Origin of the sequence: Deinococcus hopiensis KR-140, from assembly GCF_900176165.1 — a bacterium.
In the GTDB taxonomy this organism is placed as follows: domain Bacteria; phylum Deinococcota; class Deinococci; order Deinococcales; family Deinococcaceae; genus Deinococcus; species Deinococcus hopiensis.
In genome coordinates this window covers 484,167-508,366 of the sequence record NZ_FWWU01000009.1, presented here as the reverse complement: position 1 = coordinate 508,366, position 24,200 = coordinate 484,167, and the positions used below count along the sequence as shown (strand labels likewise).

The following is a 24,200-nucleotide window of genomic DNA, read 5'->3' as shown; positions in this document are numbered from 1 at the left end:
AGCTTGCTGTGGATTCACCTCAGCGCTTCATCTGTTCTTCATGCGTGTGACCCGGCGCAATCCAATTTCGGGGGAGCCGCATAAGGGCTGATTGAAGGAACAAGATGCTCCGGACCACCCCTCCTGGCGGTGATCCCAAGCGCAGGTTGTGCCTCTCGATACGTCGGTTTTCGTTTTCGCCCCATCCCTATTTCACTTCTGGAGGAGACACAGATGAGCAACGATACGCAGGGCACGAGCACGCGGCGCAAGTTCCTGGGCATGGCCGGCATGATGGGCGCGGGCGCGGTCCTCTCGGGCTGCACGAGCGTCATGGCGACCACCCCGAACAAGCCCAACCTCGACGCGGTGATCTTCAACTTCGCGCTGAACCTGGAGTACCTGGAAGCGGCCTTCTACCTGGCTGCCGTGGGCCGCCTGGCCGAGCTGAACGGGGTGGGCGGCGACTCCACCAAGATCACGCTGCCCCAGGGCTACTCCGGCGTGGTGCCCGGCCTGACCGGCGACATGCTGGCCATGGCCAACGAGATCGCCACCGACGAACTCGCCCACGTGCGCGTCATTCGCCAGGTGCTGGGGAACGCCGCCGTGCCCCAGCCCCAGCTTGACCTGAGCGGCTCGTTCGCCGCCGCCGGGGACCTCGCTTCTGAGGGCAAGATCAAAGGGTTCAACCCCTACGCCGGCGAGCTGTTCTTCCTGCACGGCGCGTTTATCTTCGAGGATGTGGGCGTCACGGCCTACAAGGGCGCGGCCCGCTTCCTGGTGGACGACAGCGCCGGCGGCAACCTGGAAAACGCGGCGGGCATCCTGGCGGTGGAGGCCTACCACGCCGGGTCGATCCGTACCCAGCTCTACCAGCGCCGCACCCAGCAGGCCGCTGCTGGCCTGACGGTGGAGCAGATCGTGCAGGCGATCAGCAACCTGCGTGACGCGGTTGACGGCGCTGATGACCGCGACCAGGCGCTGACGGCCAACCCGGCCAACCCTGGCGTGCTGGTCCGCGACGCCAATATCGTTCCCACCGACGCAAACGGCATCGCCTTCAGCCGCACGCCCCGTCAGGTCGCCAATATCGTCTTCCTGGACACCACGGGGGCGGCCGCCAAGGGCGGCTTCTTCCCCAATGGCCTGAGCAGCAACGGCACCGCCACGAGCGACTACAGCGCCATCCTGGCGATCAAGTAAGCGGCGCTCCACAACTCCTTCCGGCCCCCACGCTTTTTCGGTGTGGGGGCCTTCCCTTTTTGTACCGACGCTCCAGCTTCAGATGCTCCAGCCGCCGTCCACCAGAATCTCCTGCCCGGTGACGTAGCCCGCTTCGGCGGTGGCGAGAAAGGCGACGGCCGCCCCCACCTCCAGCGGCGTTCCAAAGCGGCGGGCGGGAATGCGCGCCTGCAAGCGCTCGGCCTCGGCGGGGTCGGCGTGCAGGGCCTGCAGCCGCTCTGTGGCGGTGTACCCCGGCGCGACGGTGTTGCAGGTCACGCCGACCCCGGCCACTTCCAGCGCCAGCGTCTTGAGGTGGTTGGTTACGGCCGCGCGCAGGGCGTTGCTGACGGGGAGGTTTGGTGCGGGCCGTCCCACCGTCAGGCTGGTCACGGCGATGATGCGGCCCCAGCCCCGCTCACGCATCCCCGGCAGGACGGCCGCCGCGAGGCGAACGGTGGACAAAAAGGTCACGTCAAAGCCCCGCTGCCACGCTTCCTCGGTCACTGCGCTCGGCAGACTGGGGGGTGGGCCCCCCGCGTTGCTGACCAGGATGTCCACCTGTTCCGCCGCCGCCACCGCCGCCGCGACGCCCGCCTGGGTGCCCACGTCCGCGACGACCCAGCTGGCCCCCAGCTCATGGGCCGCTGTCCGCAGCGCCTCCTCGCTCCGCGCGGCGAGCGTGACTTGCGCGCCGAGTTCGGTGAGCGCCCGTGCCGCCGCAAACCCAATGCCCTTGCTGCCGCCCGTCACGAGGGCACGTTTGCCGTCCAGCCTGAAGAGGGTCATGGGCCGAGGCTAACAGGCCGCAGCGTGAGCGCGCACGCAGGCAAGCCGGGCGCGTCCGGGTAGCATGTGCCACATGAACGTGCCGCGTCTCGCCGTTACCCTGATCGCTGGCCTGAGCGCCACGCTGATCGCCTACAGCGCCTTTTACGTGCGGGGCGACACGGGGGGCGTCATGGCCTACCTCCGCGAACACGCGCAGGTGCGGCGGCTGGCCGGCAGCGGCGCGGACGCAGGGCAGGTGCAGGCCGCGCGGCAACACCTCGCCGCCCTGGCTGGGCAGGTGGCTGCGCCCGACTTTGCGGCCCGGATGCTGCCGGTGGCCCTCCTGATCGGGGCGGGGATTGCCCTGCTGGTGTGGCAACTCTTCGGCTCGCGCGCTGAACGCCCTGAACAGGCAGACGTACAGGAACGCATGGTGCTGCGCCTGGCCTACCGCAAGGGCGGGCACTTTACGCTGGGCGACCTGGAGGCCGCCTCACCTCTCAGCGGCGAGCAGGCCAGTGCCGTGACCCGCCGCATGCTGGATGCGGGCCGGCTGAGCCGTGAGGGCGAGACCTTCTCGCTGCTGGTCCCGTGAGCACGGTGGACCGCTCTCCGGGCGACCTCGCCCGCTTGCTGGCCGACGCGCAGCACGGACCGCACTACAGCGTACGCGCCGCGCTGGCCCTGATCGACGGCCCACCCCCACCCCGAGTCGCGGGCCTGCTCGCGGGCCTGACCGGCAGCAAGCGGGCGCTATGGACCGGGATCGCACAGGTGACGGGCACCACACGCCCACCGGGCGACGCGGGCCTGACCCGACTTTCCGAGTGGGAAGTAGAGGCGGCCCGCGCCCTGACCCCCGATCAGCTTACCCTGCGCCTCGACGGGCGGCGGGCGGGCGAACTGCTGCTGGAGCATGTGCGGGAAGTCCTGTGGACGGCGGGCAAGATTGCGGCGGCAGCCGGGCAGGTCCGGCAGGCCTGAACCGGTGCGGAAGAGGCCCACGCCGCTTCTTTCCTCCTCGGTCAGGCCCTGGTCTCCCGGCATGGAGACTGGCCCACTCTCCCTCTGGGCTACTGACGCGGAAGACCACCGGGGATCTTCCTTTTGCGCTGCGTTTCTGCCGCTGCGCCTTCCTGGTACCCCGTTGCTTGACTGCGGAACGAGCCACCCGGGCAGGTCCGCTGGAATTGGCGGATTTGCAACAAGAGCGTCCCTCCGCCTTTGGGAAGGGAGAAGCATGGAGACGAAGCTCTGCGGCTTCGTAAAGACTCCGGTCAATCAGTTGCAAAATTACCGGCCAACCCGAGCGGAGCGAGCGGGAAAAGCGGTGACGGAGAGGCGCGGAATGACCGGAGCGGAGGAGATGGAACGGATGATCCGGAAACCGTACCAGTCCTCATCACCTGGATTTTCTAAAATGTCCTCGTTCGGGGGTCCACGGTCCTTGTCCGCCTGCTCTTTACTTGCGTCCTCCTGGACGTGAAACTTGGTGAGCTGGCGTTCCGGGTGCAAAAGCATCAGGCGGCAGCGGTAGGAGCGAGGTTCTTCTGGGCTTCAGCCTGCTGCCCAGCCGCAGGCGCGGAGACAGCCACCTGGGAAGCAGGCCTTCTCGTGGGTTGGGCGGGGCCCTCCCGATCTCCATGCTCCTGTTCATCAGCCTGGGTGTGGTGTTCGCCACCCAGGCGTGCCGCCGGGAAGGGGCCCTGGCCCACAGGAACAGAGAACCTGGCCCTGTCACTGCTTGAGGCGCTGCGCACCGTGCCCGTGATCGCCGCGTACCACATCACCCTCTGCCCTCGTCGCGCAGCCAGGGCCAGCGCTCCCGGTAGCTGGCGGCCTTGGCGGCGTAGAGGCTGGGGGTGTGGTTGTTGGCGTTGGGCTTGAGCCTCCCGGCGGCGAGGTCCATCAGGCCAAAGGGAGCGTAGACCTCCCCCGCCGCACCGATACCCACGCAGGTACATTCGACGAGAAACTGATCGATGCCCTCGCGAACACTGCCCAGTGGCGGGCGGGTCAGGCCGTAGCGCTCCGGAAACCAGAGGTGGACGCGGGCCTGGTTGCGGACCTCTAGGGTGACGTCCAGATCGGCGAACAGGGCAGCGGCCCGGCGAATCACGGCGTCCTCGGCCCCATAGCTCGTGTCGGGGTCCCAGTAAAACAGGTCGTAGTCGCGGATGTTCGCACCGGGCGGCTGTCCGCTCTGGGTGTTCCAGACCGTACCGAAGAGTGCACCCGCCACCAAGTGGGCCTGGGAGACGCCCAGCGCGGGCAGACGCTCCAGGATGGCGGCATTGACTGTGTTGAGCCGCACGAGGCGCAAAAACTCAGCGGCCGTCACGCGCCGCTTCCAGCAGGGAGGGAAAGTGTTCGGCGCAGGACCACGCGCGCTCCCACCCGGGCCAGGTGTGCCCGAGGCGCAGCGGGGGCAGGAGATGGGGCGGAACTGCCAATCCCCGGGCGCCCACGATGGCCCCCACCACGCACGCGACCGTGTCGCTGTCGTCGCCCAGCAGGACGGCAGGCTCCACGCATTCCTGCCAGGAGTCGGCGCGGGCGTGGGCAATGGCCGCCTCCAGCGTATCCAGTACGTAGCCGCTCTGGGAGGTGAGGTGGCCGTCCAGCCCAGCGCGTACCCGGGCCCGCACTGCCGCACGGGCGGCACGCTCTCCGGCCTGAAAAGCGTCGTGGGCCGCCCGGGTCCCGAGCCCCAGAAGTTCGGCGTCCAGCAGGGTTCGCCGGGCGTCATGGCCGTCCATAACGCGCAGGGCCGCCTCTGCCGCCGCGCGGTAGGCCGCGCCCTCCCGCAACGCGTCCACAAAGGCCGTAAAAAAGAGGGAAGCGTAGACGCAGCGCGGATCGGCGTGGGTCAGGGTTGTGACGAGCGCCGACTCGCGGGTCAGGGCCTCTCCCCGGAAGCCAGCGAGCCAGACCGCCGCCACGCGCATCAGGCCACCGTTGCCCGCGCTCTGAAAGCCACTCGCGGCCCAGGCGCGTACGCCACCCTCAGGGGTGCCATAGCTCAGGGCCGAGCGGGTCAGGCTGCCCACATCGGGCGGACCCGCGTTCAGCCACTCGGTCAGGGCAGCCCGCACGTCCTCCAATCCGCCGCCGTTGGCGTAACCCAGCAGGGTGGCTGCCGTCATCTGGCTGTCGTCGGTGGCCTCGCCGGGAGCAAAGCCGAACACGCTCCCCGACTGGTAGTCGGGGAAAGTATCGCCGTGGCGGGCGCGAACGGTTTCAGACGTCTGGAACTCGGTGGCCGCCCCCAGGGCATCGGCGGCGGTCAGCGAGAGGAGGACATGGAGCTGGAGGTCTGTCACGGGACCATTAGACCTCCTGGGAAGGAGCAGAGGGGCGCAGCGTCAGGAGAAGAGGTTAACCAGCCTCCCCCGCCAGGCGCTCCTGCACCACCTGCCAGACTTCCTCGGCCAAGGCCTCGGCGTCGCGGGTGGCGTTCAGCACCAGAAAGCGGGCTGGGTCCCGCGTGACGAGCGCCCGGAAGCCCGCGCGTACCCGCACGTGAAAGGCGAGGTCCGCGCGCTCCAGCCGGTCCGGCTGCCCGCGTGAGGCGGCGCGCGCCAGCCCCAGCGCCGGGTCGAGGTCCAGCAGCACGGTGAGGTCCGGCGTGAGGCCGCCCGTCACCTCGCGGGTCAGGTCCACCAGCAGGTCGCTGTCCAGCCCACGTCCGAAGCCCTGGTACGCCAGGCTGGAGTCGGCGTAGCGGTCGCACAGCACCACCTCGCCCCGGTCCAGCGAGGGCCGGATCACGTCGCGCACGAGCTGGGCGCGGCTGGCCGAGTACAGCAGAAATTCCGGGAGCGGGTTGATACTCAGGCTGGGATCAAGGACCACTTCGCGTACCCGCATCCCCAGGGGCGTGCCTCCCGGTTCACGCGTGGTGATGTGGCCGATGCCAGCCTGGGTCAATCGGGCCGCCAACCGGGCCATCTGCGTGCTCTTGCCCGCACCCTCGGGACCCTCGAAGGAGATGAAGAGGGGCGGCGTCGCGGCGCCGCTCATAGACCGGTGGGGTGGTGCAGAAATTGCCAGGGCAGGCCAAACTCGTCTTCCAGCCGCGCGGCGAGGGCACGTACCCCGAATACTTCCGTCTCGTAGTGCCCGGCGTACACCACATTCACCCCGTACTCAAAGGCATCGTGGAAGTGCTTGTGTTCGGGCTCGCCCGTCAGCAGGGTATCCAGGCCAGCCTCAGCGGCCTCGGCAATCGCCTCCGCGCCGCTGCCGCTCACGATGCCCAGGCGGTGAACATTGGGCTGCCCGCCCCCGTGGACCAGACAGATTTCGCCCGTCAACTTCTGCACCCGGTCCGCAAAGTCTTGCAGGGACAGGGGGAAGGGCAACTCGCCCGCCAGCCCGATCTTGTGGCCCTGCCAGTCCCCAAAGGGCTGGGTGTTCTGGAGGCTGAGCGCACGGGCGATCATCGCGTTGTTGCCCACCTCGGGGTGTGCGTCCAGCGGGATATGCGCGGCGTACAGGTTGAGATCCGCCATCAGCGCCGTGCGAATCCGTTGCCCGTGCGGGCCGGTCACGGGCAGGGGCTTGCCCCAGAACAGGCCGTGATGCGTAAGGAGCAGGTCTGCGCCGCTGTCCGCAGCGTCTTGCAACGTTTTCAGGCTGGTGTCCACGCTCGCCGCCACCCGCCGGACAAGGGGCGTGCCCGCGATCTGAAGGCCGTTGAGGCTGGGGTCCGGGTAGGCGCGGATGTTCAGGTACGTGTTCAGCCACTGCACCAGCGTGTCGCGGTCTACCTCGCCGCGCACGGAAGGAGAAGAAGAAAGGGCGTCGGTCATCGGGTGCATTGTAGGGGGGCCGCCCCGCGCCAACCGTCAGCCCAGAGCCCTTGCACGCCTTTCATCCCAGCGGCTGACTGGGATGGGCACCCTCCACCACTTCCAGACGGTTGCCGAAGGGGTCTTTCAGGAACACGCGGGGCACTCCGGCCTCCGCATCCGTCCGGTAGGCGACCGCGTGGGCGTCGCAATGCGCCTGAAACGCCGCGAGGTCTGCGCAGCGCAGCGCCGGATGACCCTTCTCGCGCGGAACGAAGTCCGGCGCCACGCCAATGTGAAGCTGCCGCCCATCGGGCAGTCCGAACCAGACGCCGCCCCGAGTCCGCAAGCCTTCCGGTTTGAGCAGTTCGGGCATACCCAGAAAGTCACCGAAAAAGGCGCTGGCCTGTTGCTCACAGCCAGCGGGAGCCTCGATCTGCACGTGGTCCAGTCCAGAAATCAGGGAAGGCATAACAGGAGCGTAGGGCCGTACAGACCCCAAGCTCGTTACTCCGACGAGGACAACACCCTTCGCTTTATCCCTCACTCTTCTCATAATAGAGAAGAGCAAAAATGAGACATTAACGGGCAGTTCCTTCCCCGTTGGCAGGAGGCCTACCATGACGCACCTCGACGACCAGAACCTCATCCTCGACACCGATTCGTACAAGAGCAGCCACTTCCTGCAATATCCAGCGGGCACCACCCGGCTGTTTAGCTACCTGGAATCGCGCGGAGGGCGCTACCCGGCCACCCGCTTTTTCGGGCTCCAGTACATTCTGGACCGCTACCTGACGCGCCGGGTGACGCGTGAAAACGTGGAGGAGGCCCGGGCCCTGATCGAGGCGCACGGCGAGCCCTTCCCCTACGAGGGCTGGATGCGGGTGGTGGCGCACCACGGGGGGCGCCTGCCCCTGGAAATCCGCGCTGTGCCCGAGGGAACGCTGGTGCCCATCCACAACGTACTGATGAGCGTGACGAACACGGACCCGGAACTGCCCTGGCTGGTGGGCTGGTTCGAGACGATGCTGATGCGGGTGTGGTACCCCACGACGGTCTGCACCCAGAGTTACCAGTTACGCGAAATCCTCCGCCGGGCGCTGGAGGAAACGGGTGACCGCGCCGCCGAGGAACTGCCCTTCAAACTGCATGACTTCGGCTCACGTGGGGTCAGCAGCCGCGAGAGCGCGGGGCTGGGTGGTTTGAGCCACCTCGTCAACTTTCAGGGCACCGACACGCTGGAAGCCCTGCGCGTGGGCCGCAACCACTACGCGGCCGACATCGCCGGATTCTCCATTCCCGCCGCTGAACACAGCACGGTCACGAGTTGGGGCAAGGAGCATGAGGTGGACGCCTACCGCAATATGGTGAACACCTTTGGCAAGGCAGGCGGCATCTACGCGGTGGTGAGCGACAGCTACGACCTCAAGCACGCCATCAACGTCCACTGGGGCGAAACGCTGCGGCCCCTCATCGAGGAAAGCGGCGCGACGCTGGTGGTGCGCCCCGACTCGGGTGATCCCCCCGCGATGGTCCGCCTGACGGTAAACGCGCTGGCGGCCAAATTCGGCACGACCACCAACAGCAAGGGGTACAAGGTGCTTCGGCATGTGCGCGTTATCCAGGGCGACGGTATCGACGAGGGAACCATCCGGCAGATTCTGGACAACCTGAAGGTGGACGGCTTCTCAGCGGAAAACGTGGCCTTTGGCATGGGCGGCGCGCTGCTGCAGAAGGTGGACCGCGATACGCAGCGCTTCGCGTACAAGGCGAGCGCGGGCCTAGTGGACGGTGAGTACCGGGGCATCTACAAAGACCCCGTAACGGACCCCGGCAAGCGCAGCAAGGACGGCGTGCTGGACCTCGTGCAGGAGGGCGGGCGCATGGTGACGAAGGCGTACAAGACCTTCGACACCGACTTCCCCGGCTCGCTGATGCGGACGGTGTACCGCGACGGCGAGCTGCTGGTGCGCGACACGCTGGAGGAGATCCGGGGACGGGCGTGAACTCGGCACCACCGGGTCGCTCGGAACGGATTTCGGGCGGTCTCATTGGCCTCTTGATCGGCGATGCACTGGGCGTTCCCTATGAATTTCACGGCCCCTGTGCCATTACCCCCTTTCCCCAGATTGAATTCGAGCCGCCTGCAGGATTTCAGCGGCCACGCGCGGGCGTGCCACCAGGAACTTGGTCAGACGATGGTGCGCAGGCCCCCCCGTTCTCCCGCATTCCCTGCTGGCGTGTGGGCGTTTCGATGCGCAACACTTTGCCCGTGGGCTGACGCAGCGGTACGAAGACGGCTTTATGGCCGTTGCCGAGGTGTTTGACGTTGGCGTTCAGACGGCCACCGCCATTCACAGGCTGAAGCGGGGTGTCGCCCCGCCAGAAGCGGGAGGCGGAGACGAGAAATCAAATGGGAATGGCTCGCTTCTGCGGGCGCTGCCACTTGCCCGCTGGCACACAGGAACCGACGCAGAGCTGATTCGGGACGCGCGGGCACAGTCGGTGGTCACACACGCCCATCTCCGCGCGCAACTCTGCTGCGCGCTCTACTGCCTCTGGGCGAGGGGGGTTTTGGAGGATACTGAGCAACCTTTTGACCACGCCGTAGAAACCATACGGGCCATGGATGACCGAACAACGGACGAACGCGACGAGTTTGAATTTTTGATCCGCCCCCATGGCAAGCACCAATGTCGGGGAAGTGGCTATGTGGTTGATTCGCTCTTCTCGGCACACTGGGCATGCGAGAACGGCAGCTTTGAAGCAGTGGTGAAATCCGCTGTCTCGCTGGGACAGGACACGACGGCTTGCATCGCAGGAGGCATTGCTGGCCTCCGGTTTGGTAGAGATGCTCTTCCTACGCGCTGGAGCAAAGCGTTGAGAGGGAGCAATATTTACACGCCTTTACTTGAGCGGCTCTTGCAGCAAGATATTTCGATGAAAGAAATTTGAGGATACGCGGCGACGCCCGGCTCCAGACCCTCTTCCCCGACAATGCCGAGCGCACCCTACCCTGCGTCACGCTGTGGCGGCCCGTGGGCGGCGCGAGCTGGCGCTGATCGCCGCTTCGGGCTTCCACGCCTTTCCGCCTCACCTGGCGAATCCGCCCATCTTCCCGCCAGTGCTGAGACTTTAGAGCATGTGTCAAAGTGCGGACTTCTCTGTGACCGACGCCCAGCGAGCGAACTTGAATGCGCATTGGGAGTATGGGGAGCCGTGAGGGGTGCCCTTCCCCTCACGGCTCCCTTCAGACAACTGCTCTCAGTACGCCGAGAAAATCGCGCGGGACTGGAGCGCGCGGCGCAATGGGGCCCGCCTGGGGAATTTGGCACCGACTTCGGGGTGAGCTGACAGTACGCGGTTCAAGTGGTGGGCGCGCAGGGCAGACATCAGGAGTTGTGGGCGCCCTCCAAGGAACTGGAAGCGTTCAACGCGGCAATTCAGGGAGCCATTGGCGTGGCGCACCACCTGGGCGTGGGGTACACGGAGTGGATAGGTCCTGCGGCACACCTTCCCCACGGGTTCTCGCCCACGCCTAAACCTTTTTGGCGACGCCCCGCCTCCCCCTCCCATGACGTAATGGGGGCAGGAGGCGTACACCCATGACCCACCCCAGCGAAGACCAGCCCGCTGAGAACACCGCCGCGCACCCGCGCATCACTCCGCTACAGCCGCCCGCCGCAGCGGTACAGGACCTGCGCCTGCCGGAGACTCCACAGCCGCGACCTGCCCCCGAGCCTCAAGCGCCCTATGATCCCTGGGCTCCCATGGGCGGGGGCCACAGCGGCGCGGCGAACACCCAAGCCGCCCAGCCGCAGTGGCCCACCACTTACGCCGTCCAGCCTGATCCCTACACGGGGCTGCCGGGCGACATCGCGCAGAAAAAACTCACCGCGGGACTGCTCGCCATCGTGTTCGGAGCGCTGGGCGTCCACAAATTCTACCTGGGACTGAACACGCCGGGCGCCATCGTGCTGGGCGCGCAGGTGGGCGGCTGGATGCTGGCGTTCTTCGTGGGCCTGATCACCCTCGGTCTGGGCCTGTTCGTGACCATTCCCCTCGCCATCCTGTGCAGCAGCGCGCTGGGCATCCTCGGATTGATCGAGGGCATCCTGTACCTCACGAAGTCGGACGAGGAGTTTTACCGGCAGTACGTGCTGGAGCGTCGGGCGATTCTGTAAGCGACCAAGAGGGAAATCCGCCGTGCTTCTCAGGCAGCGCTTGCGTTGACGACCGCCACGTTGACGCCTGAAGGGCCAGCCCCCGCCCCAGGACGTTCCCAGGGCTATCCACCTCAGGTTGAAACCCTGCGTTTTCCGCCGTCTGTAGACACGGCTCAGCTTCCGAATCTCAGGTGCCTCACGCTCGTGCCGTGGTCACGGATTTCGCGCAAGGCCTCAATCCCGAGTTCCACATGGGTCTGCACGAAGCGAGAGGTGACGAGGCGGTCACTTTCAGAGGTCTTTACACCGTCAGGGATCATGGGCTGGTCAGACACCAGCAGGAGCGCCCCCGTAGGGATGTGGTTGGCAAAACCGACGGTAAAGAGGGTGGCGGTTTCCATGTCGATGGCCATGCAGCGGATGCGGCGCAGGTAGTCCTTGAAGGCGTCATCGTGTTCCCAGACACGGCGGTTGGTGGTGTACACCGTACCGGTCCAGTAGTCCAGGCCGCGCTCGCGGATCATGGCGGAGACCGCCTGCTGGAGGGTGAAGGCGGGCAGCGCGGGCACCTCAGGCGGAAAGTAGTCGGTGGACGTACCCTCGCCCCGGATCGCTGCAATGGGCAGGATAAAGTCGCCCAACTTGTTGCGGCGCTTGAGGCCCCCGCACTTGCCCAGAAAGAGCGCTGCGTGCGGAGCCACCGCGCCCAACAGGTCCATGATCGTGGCCGCGTTGGCGCTGCCCATCGTGAAGTTGATCATGGTGATGTTCTCGGCGGTCACCGTGGGCATCGCCTTGCCCTGGCCCCGGATGGTGCCCCCCGTTAGGTCCGCGAACATCTCCAGGTAGTTCCCGAAGTTGGTGAGCAGGATGTACTGCCCGAACTCCCCCAGCTCGGTGCCGGTGTAGCGGGGCAGCCAGTTGCGGATGATGTCCTCTTTGGTTCGCATGCGGTGTCCTCCTGAGCGGCAGTAGACCGGATGGAACGGGCAGGACGCGCCGGGGGGAGCCTTTAGCTTTTGGCCTTTAGCCGCCCAGCGCCCACGCCAGATCGCGCCGCAGGTCCTCCAGACGCTCCACGCCCACACTCATGCGGATGGTCTGGGCGGAGACGCCCGCCGCGCGCCGGGACGCTTCGGGAAGGCGGCCGTGGGTGGTGGTCCAGGGGTGGACCACGAGGGTGCGGGTGTCGCCCAGGTTTGGAGCGATGCGGATCACCTGCAGGCGCGGCAGGAATGCGGCAGGGTCCGGCACCTCAAAGGTCAGGACCGCGCCGAAGCCGCCACGCAGGTATTTCTGGGCCAGGGTGTGGTGTGGGCTGCCGGGGAGGCCGGGGTACGAGACGCGGCCCACTTGAGGATGTGCCTCCAGCCACTGTGCCAACGCGAGGGCCGTCTCGGACTCACGCGTCAGGCGCAGGGCGAGGGTTTCCAGGCCCTGGGCGATCAGGAAGGCGCTGTGGGGACTGAGGGTCATCCCCAGTTGGTGCGCCCCGAACCAGCGCTGCCGCCACGCGAGGGCCTGATCGCCGCGCAGCATCAGGATGCTGTTCTCGCCACCGTCGGTGTAGATGGGATTGCGCATCAGGTCGTGCTGGGTGCCCACGGTCACGCTGCCGCCCAGCACAGCGCCGTGTCCGCCCGCCCACTTGGTGAGCGAGTGCGTCACGATGTCGGCCCCGTGCTCCAGCGGGCGGCACAGGTAACCCACGCCGCCCCAGGTGTTGTCGATGCCCAGCAGCGCCCCGTGCTGGTGGGCAATCTCGGCCAGCCTGGCGATATCGGGCACGTCGCCTGCGGGGTTACCGATGGTCTCGGCCCAGACGAGGCGGGTATTGGGCTGCATGGCCGCCTCAATGGCTTCCGGGGTGTTCTCCGTCAGGGTGGCCGAGATGCCCATCAGGGGCAGGATGTTGTTCAGCAGCCCCGCCGTACCGCCAAAGAGGCTGGAGGTAGACACCACATGGTCTCCCGCGCGGCACACCGACAGAATGGCCGTGAAGGTGGCCGCCTGCCCCGTGGCGAGGGCGACGGTGGCCGCGCCGCCTTCGAGGGCCGTGAGCCGCTCTTCCAGCGCCCGGACCGTGGGGTTCTGAATGCGGGCGTAACTGAAGCCGCCATTGAGTTGAAACTCGCTCTGCGCTTCTTCCAGGGTGGCAAACTGAAACGCCGCCGCCTGATGGATGGGCATGCCCACCGTCTCGCCCAGGCCGCGCGGGATGCCCGTCTGCACGGCGGCCGTCTCGAAGCTCCAGTCGTCGGGGGTCAGGTCGTCATGGGGGCCGGTCATGCTCCTTACGCTACGCGGCGCGAGGGGGTAGCGTGGCGGGCATGTCCTACCTGTCCGAACTTCGCGCCGTGTGGGGCACCGCGCCCCTGTTGTCCGTCGGCGTTAGCGTGCTGGTGCAGGATGACCACGGCCGCGTACTGCTCCAGCGCCGAGGCGACGACGGCCTGTGGGGCATTCTCGGCGGCGGGCTGGAACCCGGCGAAGACTTTCTGACCGCCGCCCACCGGGAGCTGTACGAGGAATCCGGACTGGCTTGCTCCAACCTCACCTTGTTGTCCCTGGAGGAGGGCCTGGTCAGCGGCCCGGAGTTCTACCACCGCTACCCCAACGGCGACGAGATTTACCTGGTGGGGATGCGCGCCCACGGTACCCTGCCTGCCGAGGCCCTCAACGACGCTGCCCCAGACGACAGCGGCGAGACGCTGGAACTGGCGTGGTTCGCGCTGGACAAACTGCCGCCCTTACCGAGCAACATCAACCGGGCGGGTCTGAACGTCCTGCGCGTGCGGGCAGGGTTGCCCCCACTGCCCCTGAATCCCTTTCCAGCCCCTCCCCCCGCCGCAGATCACATGCGGCGGCTGCGGGAGGTCGTGGGGACGCGGCCCCTCTTCGCGCCAGGGGCGAACGTGATCGTGGCGGATGGAGAAGGCCACCTGCTGCTCCTGCAACACGGCAGCACTGGACGGTGGACCCTGCCCGGGGGTGGGCTGGCGCCCGGCGAGAGCCTGACGGACTGCGCCCAGCGTGAACTGCGCGGGGCAACAGGGCTGAGTGCGGCACACCTCGAACCCCTGCGGATGTACGCCGGGGCCGAGTGCCGCTTCACCCGTCTGAACGGCGACGTGATCGACAACATCTCGGTGCTGTACCGCGCCCGGGGCGTGACGGGAACACCAACCCTCCCGCCCGGTGAAATTCCGGGAACGGCGTGGTTCGCCCGCAACGAACTGCCAGGAGAGGATGAGTTCAGCGGCGCCGTTGGCTGGGCCATGATGCGGGAATGGGCTGACAGCTGCCCCCCCGACCGCTTCCCCTCATAGCCCTCGCCGCCGTCTCCCCGTCACCCCACCCAGCACCAGACCCACCAGCGCAGGCAGCGTGAACAGCAGCAAAAAGCCTGCCACGTTGCTGTCGCCCATCATGTTGCCCAGCGGACGGCCCAGCGCCACGCTGACCGGGCTGCCGAGCCAGGCGAGGACCGTCCACAAGCCGCCCTCCAGGCCGCGCGACTCCACAGCGTTCTCCAGCCACCGCACACCCAGCAGGCCCAGGGTTTGCAGGGCCAGGGCGGGCAGCAGCGTGAGGACCGAGCGTAGGCCCCGCTCCGCCCGCCCGGACAAAAAGCCCAGCAGGAGGGGCCCCAGCACTGGCACCCAGCCCAGCAACAGTGCCACGGGCAAGAGCATGACCGCGTTCACCCAGAGCATGGGGCGAGTGTAGGGGGCCGCCCACCTGCCTGCGCGCTGCGTAAGCCTGCCTTTACCTTCCCTCCTCCTGGAGTGAGGAGAGCCTGATTGCCACTTGAGGGGAACGGCACAGGCGGACTTGACCCCCCACTCAAACTGACCGCTGAGCGTTTGAGGTTTCAGGCCTTTACCCGCGCGTCCCCACTGTGCCCTGGAGGCTTCCCATGCGTAGAAATCCTGTGCTGCTGATCGCCCCGCTGCTCCTCGCCTCCTGCGCACCGTCCATGATGGCCCCGAACGCGGGCACCACCGACGGTCTGTTTCTGCAGGCCATCACGGGCAGCAACCTGTTCGAGATCCAGTCCTCGCAGGTGGCGCTGAGCAAGGCCACCACGCCCGCCCTGAAAGCCTATGCCCAGCACCTGATCGACGATCACCAGAAGGCGCAGGCCATGGTGAGCACGTTGGCGGCCGCGCGCGGCGTGCCTCTGCCCAAGGTGCTGCCGCCCGAACTGATGCTCAAGGTCAACACCCTGGCGATGATGGACGGCGCGGCCTTCGAGAAGGCGTACCTGCAAGAGCAGGTGGTGGCCCACCAGTTCACCCTCAGCCTGCTGCAAAACGAGCAGTTGGGCGGGAAGGACGCGGCGGTGGTGGCCTTTGCCAACGAGCAGGTGGGCCCCATTCAGGAGCACCTCGCCCAGGCGCAGGCCATGATGATGCCGGACGGAGCGGTGCCGATGAATCACTAAGGGAAACAGAGGGGCGAGGGGGCCAGCGGCTACAGGCCCTCCTCCCCCTCCAGCTGGGCCTGCGTCGGTACTCCCCGGAGTGCCCAGCGCAGGCCCAGCGCCGTGACAATACCCACCAACATCAGCGTCAGCCAGGGGAGCAGGGGCAGCCCGGCGCGTTTGCCCGCATCGGTCAGCAGTCCCCCCACCAGGTTGCCCACCGCGCCGCCGAGCCCCAGGCTGATGGCCGAGAAGCCGAAGTAACTGCCCGTCATGCCCGCTGGAGCCAGGCGCGCAGTCAGGGCCTGCTGCGTTGGGTACACGAGCATGGTGCCCAGGCTGTAGAGGGCCACGCAGGCCAGCAGTTGCGGGAAGGTGGCGGCAAAGCCCATCAGGCCCAGGCTGAGGCCCACCGCGAGGACGGCGGCGACGAGGGCCGTGCGCGTCCGCCACCGCCGCTCTACCAATCGCAGCAGGGGGTACTGCAAGACCACCGCTAGCCCCGCCGAGAGGCCGTACAGCGGTCCCGTCGCCCCCGGTCCGGCCAGCGCCACCGCCTTGAGCGTCACGGCCACGTTAATCTGCGTGCTGAGCAGGAAATAGCCCACCAGCACGAGGGTAAAGCGGCGGAAACGGTGATCCAGCGCCGCTGCCCTCAGCCCCGCGAAGCCGCTTCCTCGCTCGGCAGCGGGGCGCAGGTGGGGCAGGGTGACGGCCAGCAGCGCGAAGGCCAGCAGATACACGCTCCCCGCCGACACCGCGGCCGTCCGGAAGCCGAGGTGGATCAGCCACGCGCCGATCAGGGGGCCCGTCACCATGCCCAGGTTGCCCGAGATGCTGACCAGGCTAAACATCCGGGCGCGGTGTTCAGGCCGGGTCACCGCGGTGATGGCAGCACTCTTGGGCGCGTCGAACAGGCCGCCACCGATGCCCGCCAGCAGGGACGCCGCGAGCAGCACGGGCAAGGCGTCCGCAAAGCCCATCCAGGCGAAGCCCAGCGTGCGAATCAGGCACCCGGCCAGGATGAGTGGTTTGGGCCCTATGCGGTCCGCCCACGCGCCGCCAAACACGGTCAGCCCCTGCTGGGTCAATTGCCGCAGCCCCAGCACCAGCCCCACGCTGGCCGCCGCCCAGCCCAGTTCGTCCACAAAATGCACGGTGACGAGGGGCACCACCAGGAAAAAACCGCCCCACATCAGGTACGTCACCGCGATCAGCCCGGTCTGGGCCGCCGAGGAGCGAAAGGGGACGGGGGCGGCGGAAGGGGTCACGCGGGCGAGTGTACGCCTCTCCCCGGCCCACGCGTCCCAGAAAGCGAAACGGGGGGCCGCAGCCCCCGTCTCCGTCCTGATTTCTACGTTCACCCACCCACATGCACCACGGGCCGCCGCGCCTCGTCGCGCTCGGCCACGCGCAGGACCTCGTGGGTAAGCGGGGGCACGTCGCCCTCACCCGCGAGCAAGAAGCGCAGGGCGTTGACCGCCGGGCCCTTCTCGCTCCACTCGAAATACACGTGGGGCGGCACGCCAGTCAGGTCACGGATGTGCAGCAGGACGGCGGCGATGGTGTTGGGCACGCTGCTGCCCTCGGCGCGCAGGATGGCGTGGCGCCCCACCTGCACGCCCTTGATGGGTACGGTGGAACTGAAGTTGCTCGCGTCGTTGACCTCCACTTCCAGGAAGAGGGCCGTCTCACCGGGCGGGAGGTGGGTGTCGAGCCGTACCTCCAGTTCCTTGAGCTGGTACTCGGTGAGGTCACCGGCATTCAGGCGGTTGGCGATAAAGCGCACGGGCAGGCCCCGCGCCGCCGTTTCCCGCAACAAGCGGTCCCCCTCGGCGTCGAGGGTAACCTGCGCCACGCGCAGTTCGGTGCTGCGGCTGACGCGTGAGATCACGCTGACCACCAGAATGGCAGCGATGAACATCAGGGCGATATAGAGGCCCTCGGGCTGGCCCAGCAGCGTGCGCGTGATGGTGTAGATGAAGATCAGGCTGATGATGCCGAAGGCGGCGGCGGTCCCCCGGTGCCCCCGGCGCAACTCGTTGAGAAACACGGCCACAGCCGCCGAGGTCATCAGGGCGAGCACGCCCGTCGCGTAGGCCCCAGCCTGGGCGTCCACGTCCGCGCGAAACAGCACCGTGACCAGAAAGCACATCCCAATAAAGATGACGACGAGGGGCCGCGTGGAGCGCGCCCAGTCGGGGGCCATGCCGTAGCGCGGGAGGTAGCGCGGCACGATATTCAGCAGCCCCGCCATCGCCGAGGCGCCCGCGAACCACAGGATCATCACGGTGGACAGGTCATACAGGGTGCCGAAACCATCCCCGAACTGCCGGTGCGCCAGGTACGCCAGCGCGCGGCCACTCGCCTCACCCTTGGGCTTCTCGACAACCACGGTTTCGGTGCCGCCCCCGGCGGCGGGCGTAACGGTGACGGTCAGGGGCACCACGTCCCTCTTGGTCTGCGCCTGAACGCTCAGCTTACGCGGACCGTCAAGGCGTGGAATGGCGGGAAGATGCAGGGCGTACAGCTCGCGGGGCGAGTGGGGATTGTCGAGCGGCACGTTCACCACGGCCCGGCCCGCCGTCAGGTCCGAGGTGTTGACCGCGCGCGTCACCGAAATGTCCGGCCAGAAGGCCGAGTGCGGAATCAGCAGGGTACAGACCGTGGCCGAACCCAGCAGCAGCGTGCTCATCAGCAGGGCCGCCGTGGTGAGCAGCTTGCGGGCGTTGTTGATCCGCCCGATGGGACGCTCGGGGGTGTCGCCGGCCTCGCCCTTCACGAGGGGCATGACCACAACGCCCGTCTCGAAGCCGCTCATGCCCAGCGCGAGGCGGTGAAACACCAGCAGCGCGCCTCCAATCAGGGCGATGGGCGAGGCGTAGCTCTGGCGCAGCCCGGTCCACCAGTCACCGATGACAGTGGGGTGCGTGAACACCTCCAGCAAGCCTCGCCCCAGCACCACGAAGTTCAGACCGATATACAGCACCACCAGCGCCACGGCAATGCCGATGGCCTCCTTGAAACCCTTGAGGAACACCGCCCCCAGCAGCGCGATGAGCCCCAGCGTGACGATGACCTGCTTGCCCTCGAGCGCCGACTTGAGCAGCGGGTTTTCCAGCAGGTGGGCCCCCGCGTCGGCGGCCGACAGCGTGATGGTGATGATAAAGCCCGTGGCGACAAAGCCCAGCAGCGCCAGCACAAGCAGTTTGCTGGGCCAGTAGCTCAGCAGGCGTTCGAGCATGCTCAGCGAGCCGTCGCCGTGAGGGCTTTCAAATGCCACCCGGCGGTACATGGGCAGCGCTCCCAACAGCGTCACGAGCACCAGCACCAGCGTGGCGAGTGGGGCCAGCGTTCCGGCATACAGGAAGGACAACCCCGGTGCGTAGCCCAAGCTGGAAAAGTAGTCCACGCCCGTCAGGCACATGACCTTCCACCACGGATGGGTGTGGTGCTGGGCCTGCGCGGCCCTGTCTTCTTCGTAAAAGCCCTCGCGCTCGGGCTGATCGGTTTCCAGAAACCAGCGCATAAAGGGACTCGTGGGGCCTGTGCCGGACATGGGGCCCAGTGTATGGATGTGAACGGTGGGCCGAAAGGGGGCGGCGCTTAGACAGGGGCTGACGCCTGACGGTCCCCCGCCCCTCCATTACGCTGGGGCCATGCCCGCTCCCCTTCTCCAGCCGCTGGCCCCCGGAATCCACGTCCTGCCCGGAGCCGTCAACAGTGTGGTCGCCGAAAACGGTGTGGGCGGCGCGCTGGTGGTGGACACGGGTCTGGACGAGTCGCACGCGCGCAAACTGCTGCGGGCGCTGGAGGCAGCGGGGTTGACGCCCAGCGCCGTCCTCAACACGCACAGCCACGCAGACCACCACGGGGGGAACGCCTTTCTGCTGGCCCGCTGCCCGGGGCTGGCAGTCTTTGCACCGCCGCTGGAAGCCGCGATCATCCACCACCCCATCCTCGAACCCCTGTCGCTGTTCGGCGCCCGGCCCCCACGCGAGCTGCAAAACAAGTTTCTGCTGGCCCCGGCCAGTCCGGCGCAGCCCCTGCCCGATGTGGGCCGCCTGACCCTGGGCGGCGTGGCGGTGGAGCTGCTGGATGTGCCCGGCCACGCCGCCCAGATGGTGGCCGTCCGCTTCGGGGACGTGCTGTATGCCGCCGACGCCCTCTTCGGCCCGGAAGCGCTCGCCAAGCACCCCCTCACCTTCTGCGCAGACTCGGCAGCCCAGAAAGCTTCGGCCACGCGGCTGGGCGAACTCGGAGGCGTGCGCCTCACGCTGCCCGGCCACGGCGAGTCGACGGAAGACCTGCCCGGCCTGGTGGCCGCCAACCTCGCAGCGTATGAACGCACCACCCGGGCCGTGCTTGAAGGGCTGGAGGCAGGCGAGGCCACGGTGGACGTGCTGCTCGCCCGGGTGTGCCGGAGGCTGGGCGTGGAGATGGCAAACGCGGGTGCGGTGGTCCTCAACCGCGCGGTGGTGAGCGCGCACCTCACCGAACTGCTCGAAACGGGCCGCGCCGTGCTGAGGGTGCGGGACAACGAACTGCGCTTCACGGCGCAGGTGTAGTCTTCCCCGGAATCAGACTGGGCCCACGCCCGCTTCCCCAAAGATGTACCGGTTCAAAAAGGGATTGCGGAACTTGCCGCCAGGATCGTGGCGTTCGAGCAGCTGCCGGAAGTCGGGCAGCCGCTCATACAGGGCTGTGAGGTGGGCGGGGGACAGGGTAAACACCTTGCCCCAGTGGGGCCGGGCGCCGAAGGGGGCCAGCGCTTCTTCCAGTGCGGGCAGCACCGCCCGCACCGCCCGCTCGTCGCGCCGCCAGGTGAAGTGCAGGGCGAGGCTGTCCCGGCGGTAGGCCGGACTCAGCCACAGATCATCGGCGGCGACGGTCCGGACCTCCGAGACCAGCAGCAGGGACGCGAACTGGTTTCCCAGGGCCAGAACGGCGCGCAGGGCCGCCGCCGCTTGGGCGCGGGGCACGAAGTACTCGCTCTGCAATTCCTCGCCCTGACTGGGGGTGTGGTCCAGACGGAAATGCGGCAGGCGCTCGTGCCAGGGTCCGGGCACCCCCTGCTGCGGCGTGCAGTGCGCAGCGGGCAATCCTGGCAATGGGTGGCAATCCGCCAGAGCGGCGGTGGCCCCAAAGTGGGTGGTGGGCAACGGCGCCGTGCTCCCGGCCGCCACCCGGCGCTTGAGCCAGACCTGATGAAAGCGGGGCTCCTGCCAGTCGGTGAACAGGCTTACGCTCTCGGCAGCTGCGAATAGGGCCGCCAGGTGGACCTCGGCGGTGGGAAATGGCAGGTGCTCGTACACCTCCTGCCGCACGTGGTAGGTCTCTTCCAGGGCCAGGGTCATGCGGGTCACGACGCCCAGAGCGCCCAGCGACACCACCATGCCGGCAAAGGCTTCGCCGTGCTCTTCCCGGGAGAGCGTGAGGAGTTCCCCGCCCGCGGTCACGAGGTCCAGCGCCGTCACCGCTGCCGCGAGGCAGGGCAGCCGGTCTCCTGAGCCGTGGGTGGCCGTCATACACGCCCCCACCACCGAGATGTGCGGCAGGGAGGCCAGATTGTGCAGCGCGTGGCCCTGCCGGTGCAGAAACTCACCCAGTTCCCCATAACGTACTCCCGCCTCCACCGTGACTGTGCCCGCCTGCCCGTCCAGGACCATGCCCCCCAGCCGCTCCAGCGAGAGCATCACGCCGCCCGTGTCGGCCAGGCCGTTGAACGAGTGGCGCGTGCCAATAACCCCGATGCGCTCCGAACAGGCCACGAGATCCTGCACCTCCGCCACGCTGCCGGGGCGGCGCCACGCCGAGGCCCGGTACGTGAGGTTGCCCGCCCAGTTGGTTTGAAGTGTCGTCGCGTCCATGTTGCCCCCTCTCTCCATCCTCCTCTCTGGCGCTTCTGTGGGGGCGGCCCTGCACAGACGGCCCCGGCCCGGGAGGCACCACCACGCGGCAGTCACGGGCGAACCCGGCGAGCGTGAAGAAACCCGCTATAGGGCCGCCCGGAGACCGGAAGGTAGCGTGTGGACATGACCAGCAAGAGCAAGGCCGCCCCCAAGAGCGCAGGCGCGAAGAGCGCTGCCCCCAAGAGCAAGGCCACGCCAGGCCGCAGCAAGAAGGCGTCGGCCCTGCCCGCCGGTGACGAGGCCGGACAGGACGCCGCCGTGACGGTGGCCCAGGCCGTCGCCAGCGACACCCCCGGCAGCGAGGAGCAAGAAGGCCTGAATCTGCAGGACGGGGCCACCCAGCAGGAGGACAGCCAGAACACTGTCCCCGAAACGGGCGCGCCCGGCGTGCAGCCCGGAGGCGAGGCCAAGGCCGACGCCGCGCACCTGCATACCGTGAACAACCGCCTGGTGGACCACGGCTACCTCTCCGAAGACGAGTTCGCCACCGTAAGCGAGACGCTGCAGCGCAACCTCGCCACCACCATCAGCCTGTACCTCAAGTTTAAGAAGTACCACTGGGACATCCGGGGCCGCTTCTTCCGCGATCTACACCTCGCCTACGACGAATTTATCGAGGAAATCTTCCCAGCCATCGACGAGCAGGCAGAGCGCCTCGTCGCCCTGGGCGGCAGCCCCATCGCCGCGCCGAGCGACCTGGAGCGCTTCAGCATCATCCGCGTGCCCACAGAAACCGTGCGCGACGCCCGTACCCAGGTGGCCGATCTGGTGACGGACCTGACCCGCATCGGCAAGGGCTACCGCGACGACTCGCAGACAGTGGACGAGGCCAATGATCCGGCCACGGCAGACCTGTACAACGGCTACGCAGCCATCATCGACAAGATCCGCTGGATGCTCCAGGCCATGCTCGACGACGACCGGATGGAGGGGGACCGGCGCTAAGGGCGAAGGGCAGAGCGCAAAGGGCCAAAACAGCGCCCTGCGCTCTGTCCTTCGCGCTCCGCTCCACGCGCCATGCCCAAGTTCGACTATTCCCTCGACTACCGCGCCCTGAGCCTGCGCGCCCATCCCGAGCTGTACCGGGTGGGTGTGGGGGAACAGGGCGTGCTGCTGGTGCAGCCGTATAAGGCCGAGATTTTGCCCCACTGGCGCTTCGCCACGCCCGACGCGGCGCGCGCGAGCAGCGAGAAGATCTACGCGATGTTTCTGGACTATCTGAAGGTTGGAGACTTCGTGGGAGCGGACATGGCCCGCAAGTTCTTGCAGATGGGCTTTACCCGCTCACGCCGCTACGCCAACCACAAGGGCGGCAAGAAGTACGCCGGACCCGTGCCCGGGAACAAGAAGGGCCAGAGCGGCGCCCACGGACGAGCCGAACTGCCCCGCAGCCCTGAGGACCCGGTGAAGGCCGAGTCAGCGCGTATCTTCAAGGCGAAGTGGGACGAGGCCGAGGCCAACCCCGAGTACGCGCGGCTGAAAAAGGAGCACAAGGCGCGGTACGGGTAGGGGCGTGCATGACCTGAATGCATTTGAAAGGCGGACAAAATTCATTGGGGGCCGAGAAGCCTTTCTATGACGGTTTTTTCGGATGGATGTTGCATCGATTGGCGGGTGGTGTGCCGGGTGAGGTACGCAGCGCACAAGCGCTGTCGTCCCAGCAAGATGGTCTTCTTGCCCGGGGGCCGATTCTTATGGGGGACAGAACCACCGAGATGAGCGAGCAACTTCACTTCCGGTGTGTCTACCGTCTCGCCGAGGGTGAAGACAAAGGCAGCGGCGAGCCAGGCCATGGCGACCAGGGTGTGCAGCGCTTCGAACTGCAGGACACGAACCTGTTCCCATCCCAGAGCGGTTTTGGTCCAGGAAAAGACGTCTTCGCTGCTCCAGCGCCTCAGATAGCGTCGTACGACCTGCCCGGCGTGAACGCCGGGCGAGACGGGCAAGCTCGTGGGCAGGGTCCAGCCCTGTTGTTCGCCTTTGGGCCGTGTGGGGAAGTGCAGATGGAGCGCGTGCACGTGGAGTTTGCCCTCGTCCACCCAGACCTCCTGCGCCCGGATCTCCGCTGGGGTTGGCCGCCAGCTGGGCTTCCCCTCCCGCAGGACGGGGCGGGACATCGCGAAGGTGTGTGATACGGGAGCAAGCTGCAACGCAGCTTGCAGCGCACGGTTTTCCCCCGTGGGCTGCAGACGAACGCGCCGCTCAACATGCTGTGCACGAATGACGAAATCGACCTTGAGCCGCCTCCGTCGCTTCATTACCTTCAGGTCATCGAAGCCTCGGTCCAGGACAAAGATAATGCGCACCACACCCACTTCGCGCAGTGACCGCGTGATCTGCCTCAACGCTTCGAGCACGACCGCGTTCTCACTCAAAAAACCAGGACTCCGCGTGCTGTACGTGCGGTGATACAGCAGGCTTTGACGCCCCTATGGCGTTGAGGGTGTGGTATCCAGGAACGAGGTTGCCCTTCAGATCCCGCACCACATCCAGATGTTCCAGTTTCTGGCTGTGGGGCTTGCGGAGGTCTGAGCCATCGAGAACCACCACCACTTCCGCCTCACCTGCGACACGCTCTGCTCCCTGGGTCTGGAGCCGCTCGGTCAACGTCTCTGCATTCAGCTCGGTCCGCTGATTCTGGTGATGAATCAACCGTCGCAACCGGCGCTCAGCGTGGGGCGTCACCCCCATACTGGGTGTGACCCGGGCCATCTGCCGTACCCGTGTTGATCCACTCGCCAGGATCCCAGCGACCGCGCCGCAGAACCCCGCAAAGAGCCGTCGATCACCAAACAGACTCCGATACGGCTGGACAAAAGCATCGAGTCCAGCCACTTCCACCGGCGCTGACACCCTCATCCCCTGAATATGCAGACTTTTGTCCGGCTTTCAAGCTGCATAACTTGACTTCCCGTGCATTCCACGCTAT

General features: G+C 67.2%; 26 protein-coding genes. 12 read left to right on the top strand and 14 right to left on the bottom strand.

The genetic code is table 11. The features are described from left to right. The first annotated feature begins 213 nt into the window (after positions 1 to 213). Complete coding sequence (locus tag B9A95_RS15965; protein WP_084048213.1) at positions 214 to 1,185, top strand: ferritin-like domain-containing protein; 972 nt, start codon at positions 214 to 216, stop codon at positions 1,183 to 1,185. A 78-nt stretch (positions 1,186 to 1,263) separates the two neighbouring features. Here B9A95_RS15965 and B9A95_RS15960 read toward each other — a convergent pair whose 3' ends face one another. Continuing rightward, on the bottom strand, positions 1,264 to 1,992 hold the full coding sequence (locus B9A95_RS15960) for an SDR family oxidoreductase (protein WP_084048212.1): 729 nt from the start codon (positions 1,990 to 1,992) through the stop codon (positions 1,264 to 1,266). Between the two features lie 73 nt (positions 1,993 to 2,065). On the opposite strand from B9A95_RS15960, the gene B9A95_RS15955 reads away from it, so the two are divergent. Then, entirely contained in the window at positions 2,066 to 2,569 is a 504-nt protein-coding gene (locus B9A95_RS15955; protein ID WP_084048211.1) for a hypothetical protein, read from the top strand. Then, on the top strand, positions 2,566 to 2,958 hold the full coding sequence (locus B9A95_RS15950) for a hypothetical protein (protein ID WP_084048210.1): 393 nt from the start codon (positions 2,566 to 2,568) through the stop codon (positions 2,956 to 2,958). Before B9A95_RS15955 ends, B9A95_RS15950 begins: the two co-directional genes overlap by 4 nt. 802 nt (positions 2,959 to 3,760) lie before the next feature. Here B9A95_RS15950 and B9A95_RS15935 read toward each other — a convergent pair. The 5 genes from B9A95_RS15935 to B9A95_RS15915 form a co-directional block, all read right to left on the bottom strand. Then, the gene (locus B9A95_RS15935) at positions 3,761 to 4,315 is read right to left on the bottom strand and encodes a nucleotidyltransferase family protein (protein ID WP_084048207.1); all 555 of its coding nucleotides are present in this window, start codon (positions 4,313 to 4,315) and stop codon (positions 3,761 to 3,763) included. Then, positions 4,302 to 5,297: an ADP-ribosylglycohydrolase family protein gene (locus B9A95_RS15930; RefSeq protein WP_084048206.1), complete on the bottom strand. Its 996-nt coding sequence runs from the start codon at positions 5,295 to 5,297 to the stop codon at positions 4,302 to 4,304. Before B9A95_RS15930 ends, B9A95_RS15935 begins: the two co-directional genes overlap by 14 nt. A 55-nt stretch (positions 5,298 to 5,352) precedes the next feature. Beyond that, a complete protein-coding gene (gene tmk / locus B9A95_RS15925; protein ID WP_084048205.1) occupies positions 5,353 to 5,997 on the bottom strand; it encodes a dTMP kinase in 645 nt (214 codons plus the stop codon). After that, complete coding sequence (locus tag B9A95_RS15920) at positions 5,994 to 6,788, bottom strand: Nif3-like dinuclear metal center hexameric protein (RefSeq protein WP_084048204.1); 795 nt, start codon at positions 6,786 to 6,788, stop codon at positions 5,994 to 5,996. The genes tmk and B9A95_RS15920 overlap by 4 nt, the downstream gene beginning before the upstream one ends. A gap of 61 nt (positions 6,789 to 6,849) precedes the next feature. After that, positions 6,850 to 7,239, bottom strand: a complete 390-nt coding sequence (locus B9A95_RS15915; protein WP_084048203.1) for a VOC family protein — start codon at positions 7,237 to 7,239, stop codon at positions 6,850 to 6,852. Between the two features lie 148 nt (positions 7,240 to 7,387). Between B9A95_RS15915 and B9A95_RS15910 the strand changes: the two genes are divergently transcribed. The 4 genes from B9A95_RS15910 to B9A95_RS15900 all read left to right on the top strand — a co-directional run bounded on the left by B9A95_RS15910 (position 7,388) and on the right by B9A95_RS15900 (position 10,951). After that, on the top strand, positions 7,388 to 8,773 hold the full coding sequence (locus tag B9A95_RS15910) for a nicotinate phosphoribosyltransferase (RefSeq protein WP_084048202.1): 1,386 nt from the start codon (positions 7,388 to 7,390) through the stop codon (positions 8,771 to 8,773). Beyond that, a complete protein-coding gene (locus B9A95_RS37190; protein ID WP_212648335.1) occupies positions 8,770 to 9,048 on the top strand; it encodes an ADP-ribosylglycohydrolase family protein in 279 nt (92 codons plus the stop codon). Before B9A95_RS15910 ends, B9A95_RS37190 begins: the two co-directional genes overlap by 4 nt. Further along, positions 8,955 to 9,722, top strand: a complete 768-nt coding sequence (locus B9A95_RS15905) for an ADP-ribosylglycohydrolase family protein (RefSeq protein ID WP_212648334.1) — start codon at positions 8,955 to 8,957, stop codon at positions 9,720 to 9,722. Before B9A95_RS37190 ends, B9A95_RS15905 begins: the two co-directional genes overlap by 94 nt. A gap of 650 nt (positions 9,723 to 10,372) precedes the next feature. Further along, the gene (locus tag B9A95_RS15900) at positions 10,373 to 10,951 is read left to right on the top strand and encodes a TM2 domain-containing protein (protein ID WP_139806825.1); all 579 of its coding nucleotides are present in this window, start codon (positions 10,373 to 10,375) and stop codon (positions 10,949 to 10,951) included. 155 nt (positions 10,952 to 11,106) lie between these two features. On the opposite strand, the gene B9A95_RS15895 is transcribed toward B9A95_RS15900, so the two are convergent. After that, positions 11,107 to 11,883, bottom strand: a complete 777-nt coding sequence (locus B9A95_RS15895; RefSeq protein WP_084048201.1) for an AMP nucleosidase — start codon at positions 11,881 to 11,883, stop codon at positions 11,107 to 11,109. 76 nt (positions 11,884 to 11,959) lie between these two features. Then, the gene (locus tag B9A95_RS15890) at positions 11,960 to 13,222 is read right to left on the bottom strand and encodes an O-acetylhomoserine aminocarboxypropyltransferase/cysteine synthase family protein (protein ID WP_084048200.1); all 1,263 of its coding nucleotides are present in this window, start codon (positions 13,220 to 13,222) and stop codon (positions 11,960 to 11,962) included. Between the two features lie 41 nt (positions 13,223 to 13,263). Here B9A95_RS15890 and B9A95_RS15885 point away from each other — a divergent pair, with 41 nt between their 5' ends. Beyond that, positions 13,264 to 14,262: an NUDIX domain-containing protein gene (locus B9A95_RS15885; protein ID WP_084048199.1), complete on the top strand. Its 999-nt coding sequence runs from the start codon at positions 13,264 to 13,266 to the stop codon at positions 14,260 to 14,262. Here the strand turns inward: B9A95_RS15885 and B9A95_RS15880 are convergent. After that, positions 14,257 to 14,649 (bottom strand): hypothetical protein, encoded by a 393-nt coding sequence (locus tag B9A95_RS15880; RefSeq protein WP_084048198.1) that lies wholly within the window; start codon positions 14,647 to 14,649, stop codon positions 14,257 to 14,259. The genes B9A95_RS15885 and B9A95_RS15880 overlap by 6 nt on opposite strands. A gap of 203 nt (positions 14,650 to 14,852) precedes the next feature. Between B9A95_RS15880 and B9A95_RS15875 the strand changes: the two genes are divergently transcribed. Beyond that, positions 14,853 to 15,380, top strand: coding sequence for a DUF4142 domain-containing protein (locus B9A95_RS15875; RefSeq protein WP_084048197.1), 528 nt, complete (start codon positions 14,853 to 14,855; stop codon positions 15,378 to 15,380). Positions 15,381 to 15,409: 29 nt separating this feature from the next. Here B9A95_RS15875 and B9A95_RS15870 read toward each other — a convergent pair whose 3' ends face one another. Both B9A95_RS15870 and B9A95_RS15865 read right to left on the bottom strand, forming a co-directional pair. Continuing rightward, positions 15,410 to 16,630: an MFS transporter gene (locus B9A95_RS15870; RefSeq protein ID WP_342744591.1), complete on the bottom strand. Its 1,221-nt coding sequence runs from the start codon at positions 16,628 to 16,630 to the stop codon at positions 15,410 to 15,412. A gap of 89 nt (positions 16,631 to 16,719) precedes the next feature. Continuing rightward, positions 16,720 to 18,918: an APC family permease gene (locus tag B9A95_RS15865; protein WP_084048196.1), complete on the bottom strand. Its 2,199-nt coding sequence runs from the start codon at positions 18,916 to 18,918 to the stop codon at positions 16,720 to 16,722. Between the two features lie 100 nt (positions 18,919 to 19,018). On the opposite strand from B9A95_RS15865, the gene B9A95_RS15860 reads away from it, so the two are divergent. Then, a complete protein-coding gene (locus tag B9A95_RS15860) occupies positions 19,019 to 19,927 on the top strand; it encodes an MBL fold metallo-hydrolase (protein WP_084048195.1) in 909 nt (302 codons plus the stop codon). A gap of 12 nt (positions 19,928 to 19,939) precedes the next feature. Here the strand turns inward: B9A95_RS15860 and B9A95_RS15855 are convergent, their stop codons facing one another. Next, entirely contained in the window at positions 19,940 to 21,229 is a 1,290-nt protein-coding gene (locus tag B9A95_RS15855) for a D-arabinono-1,4-lactone oxidase (protein ID WP_084048194.1), read from the bottom strand. Between the two features lie 363 nt (positions 21,230 to 21,592). Between B9A95_RS15855 and B9A95_RS15850 the strand changes: the two genes are divergently transcribed. After that, the gene (locus B9A95_RS15850; protein ID WP_170928795.1) at positions 21,593 to 22,216 is read left to right on the top strand and encodes a Dps family protein; all 624 of its coding nucleotides are present in this window, start codon (positions 21,593 to 21,595) and stop codon (positions 22,214 to 22,216) included. A 72-nt stretch (positions 22,217 to 22,288) separates the two neighbouring features. After that, positions 22,289 to 22,780, top strand: coding sequence for a DUF4385 domain-containing protein (locus B9A95_RS15845; protein WP_084048193.1), 492 nt, complete (start codon positions 22,289 to 22,291; stop codon positions 22,778 to 22,780). Between the two features lie 41 nt (positions 22,781 to 22,821). On the opposite strand, the gene B9A95_RS15840 is transcribed toward B9A95_RS15845, so the two are convergent. Together B9A95_RS15840 and B9A95_RS15835 are read right to left on the bottom strand one after the other, a co-directional pair. Continuing rightward, a complete protein-coding gene (locus tag B9A95_RS15840; protein WP_084048192.1) occupies positions 22,822 to 23,646 on the bottom strand; it encodes a transposase in 825 nt (274 codons plus the stop codon). Then, on the bottom strand, positions 23,639 to 24,130 hold the full coding sequence (locus B9A95_RS15835; protein ID WP_139806361.1) for a hypothetical protein: 492 nt from the start codon (positions 24,128 to 24,130) through the stop codon (positions 23,639 to 23,641). Before B9A95_RS15835 ends, B9A95_RS15840 begins: the two co-directional genes overlap by 8 nt. Between the last annotated feature and the right edge of the window lie 70 nt (positions 24,131 to 24,200).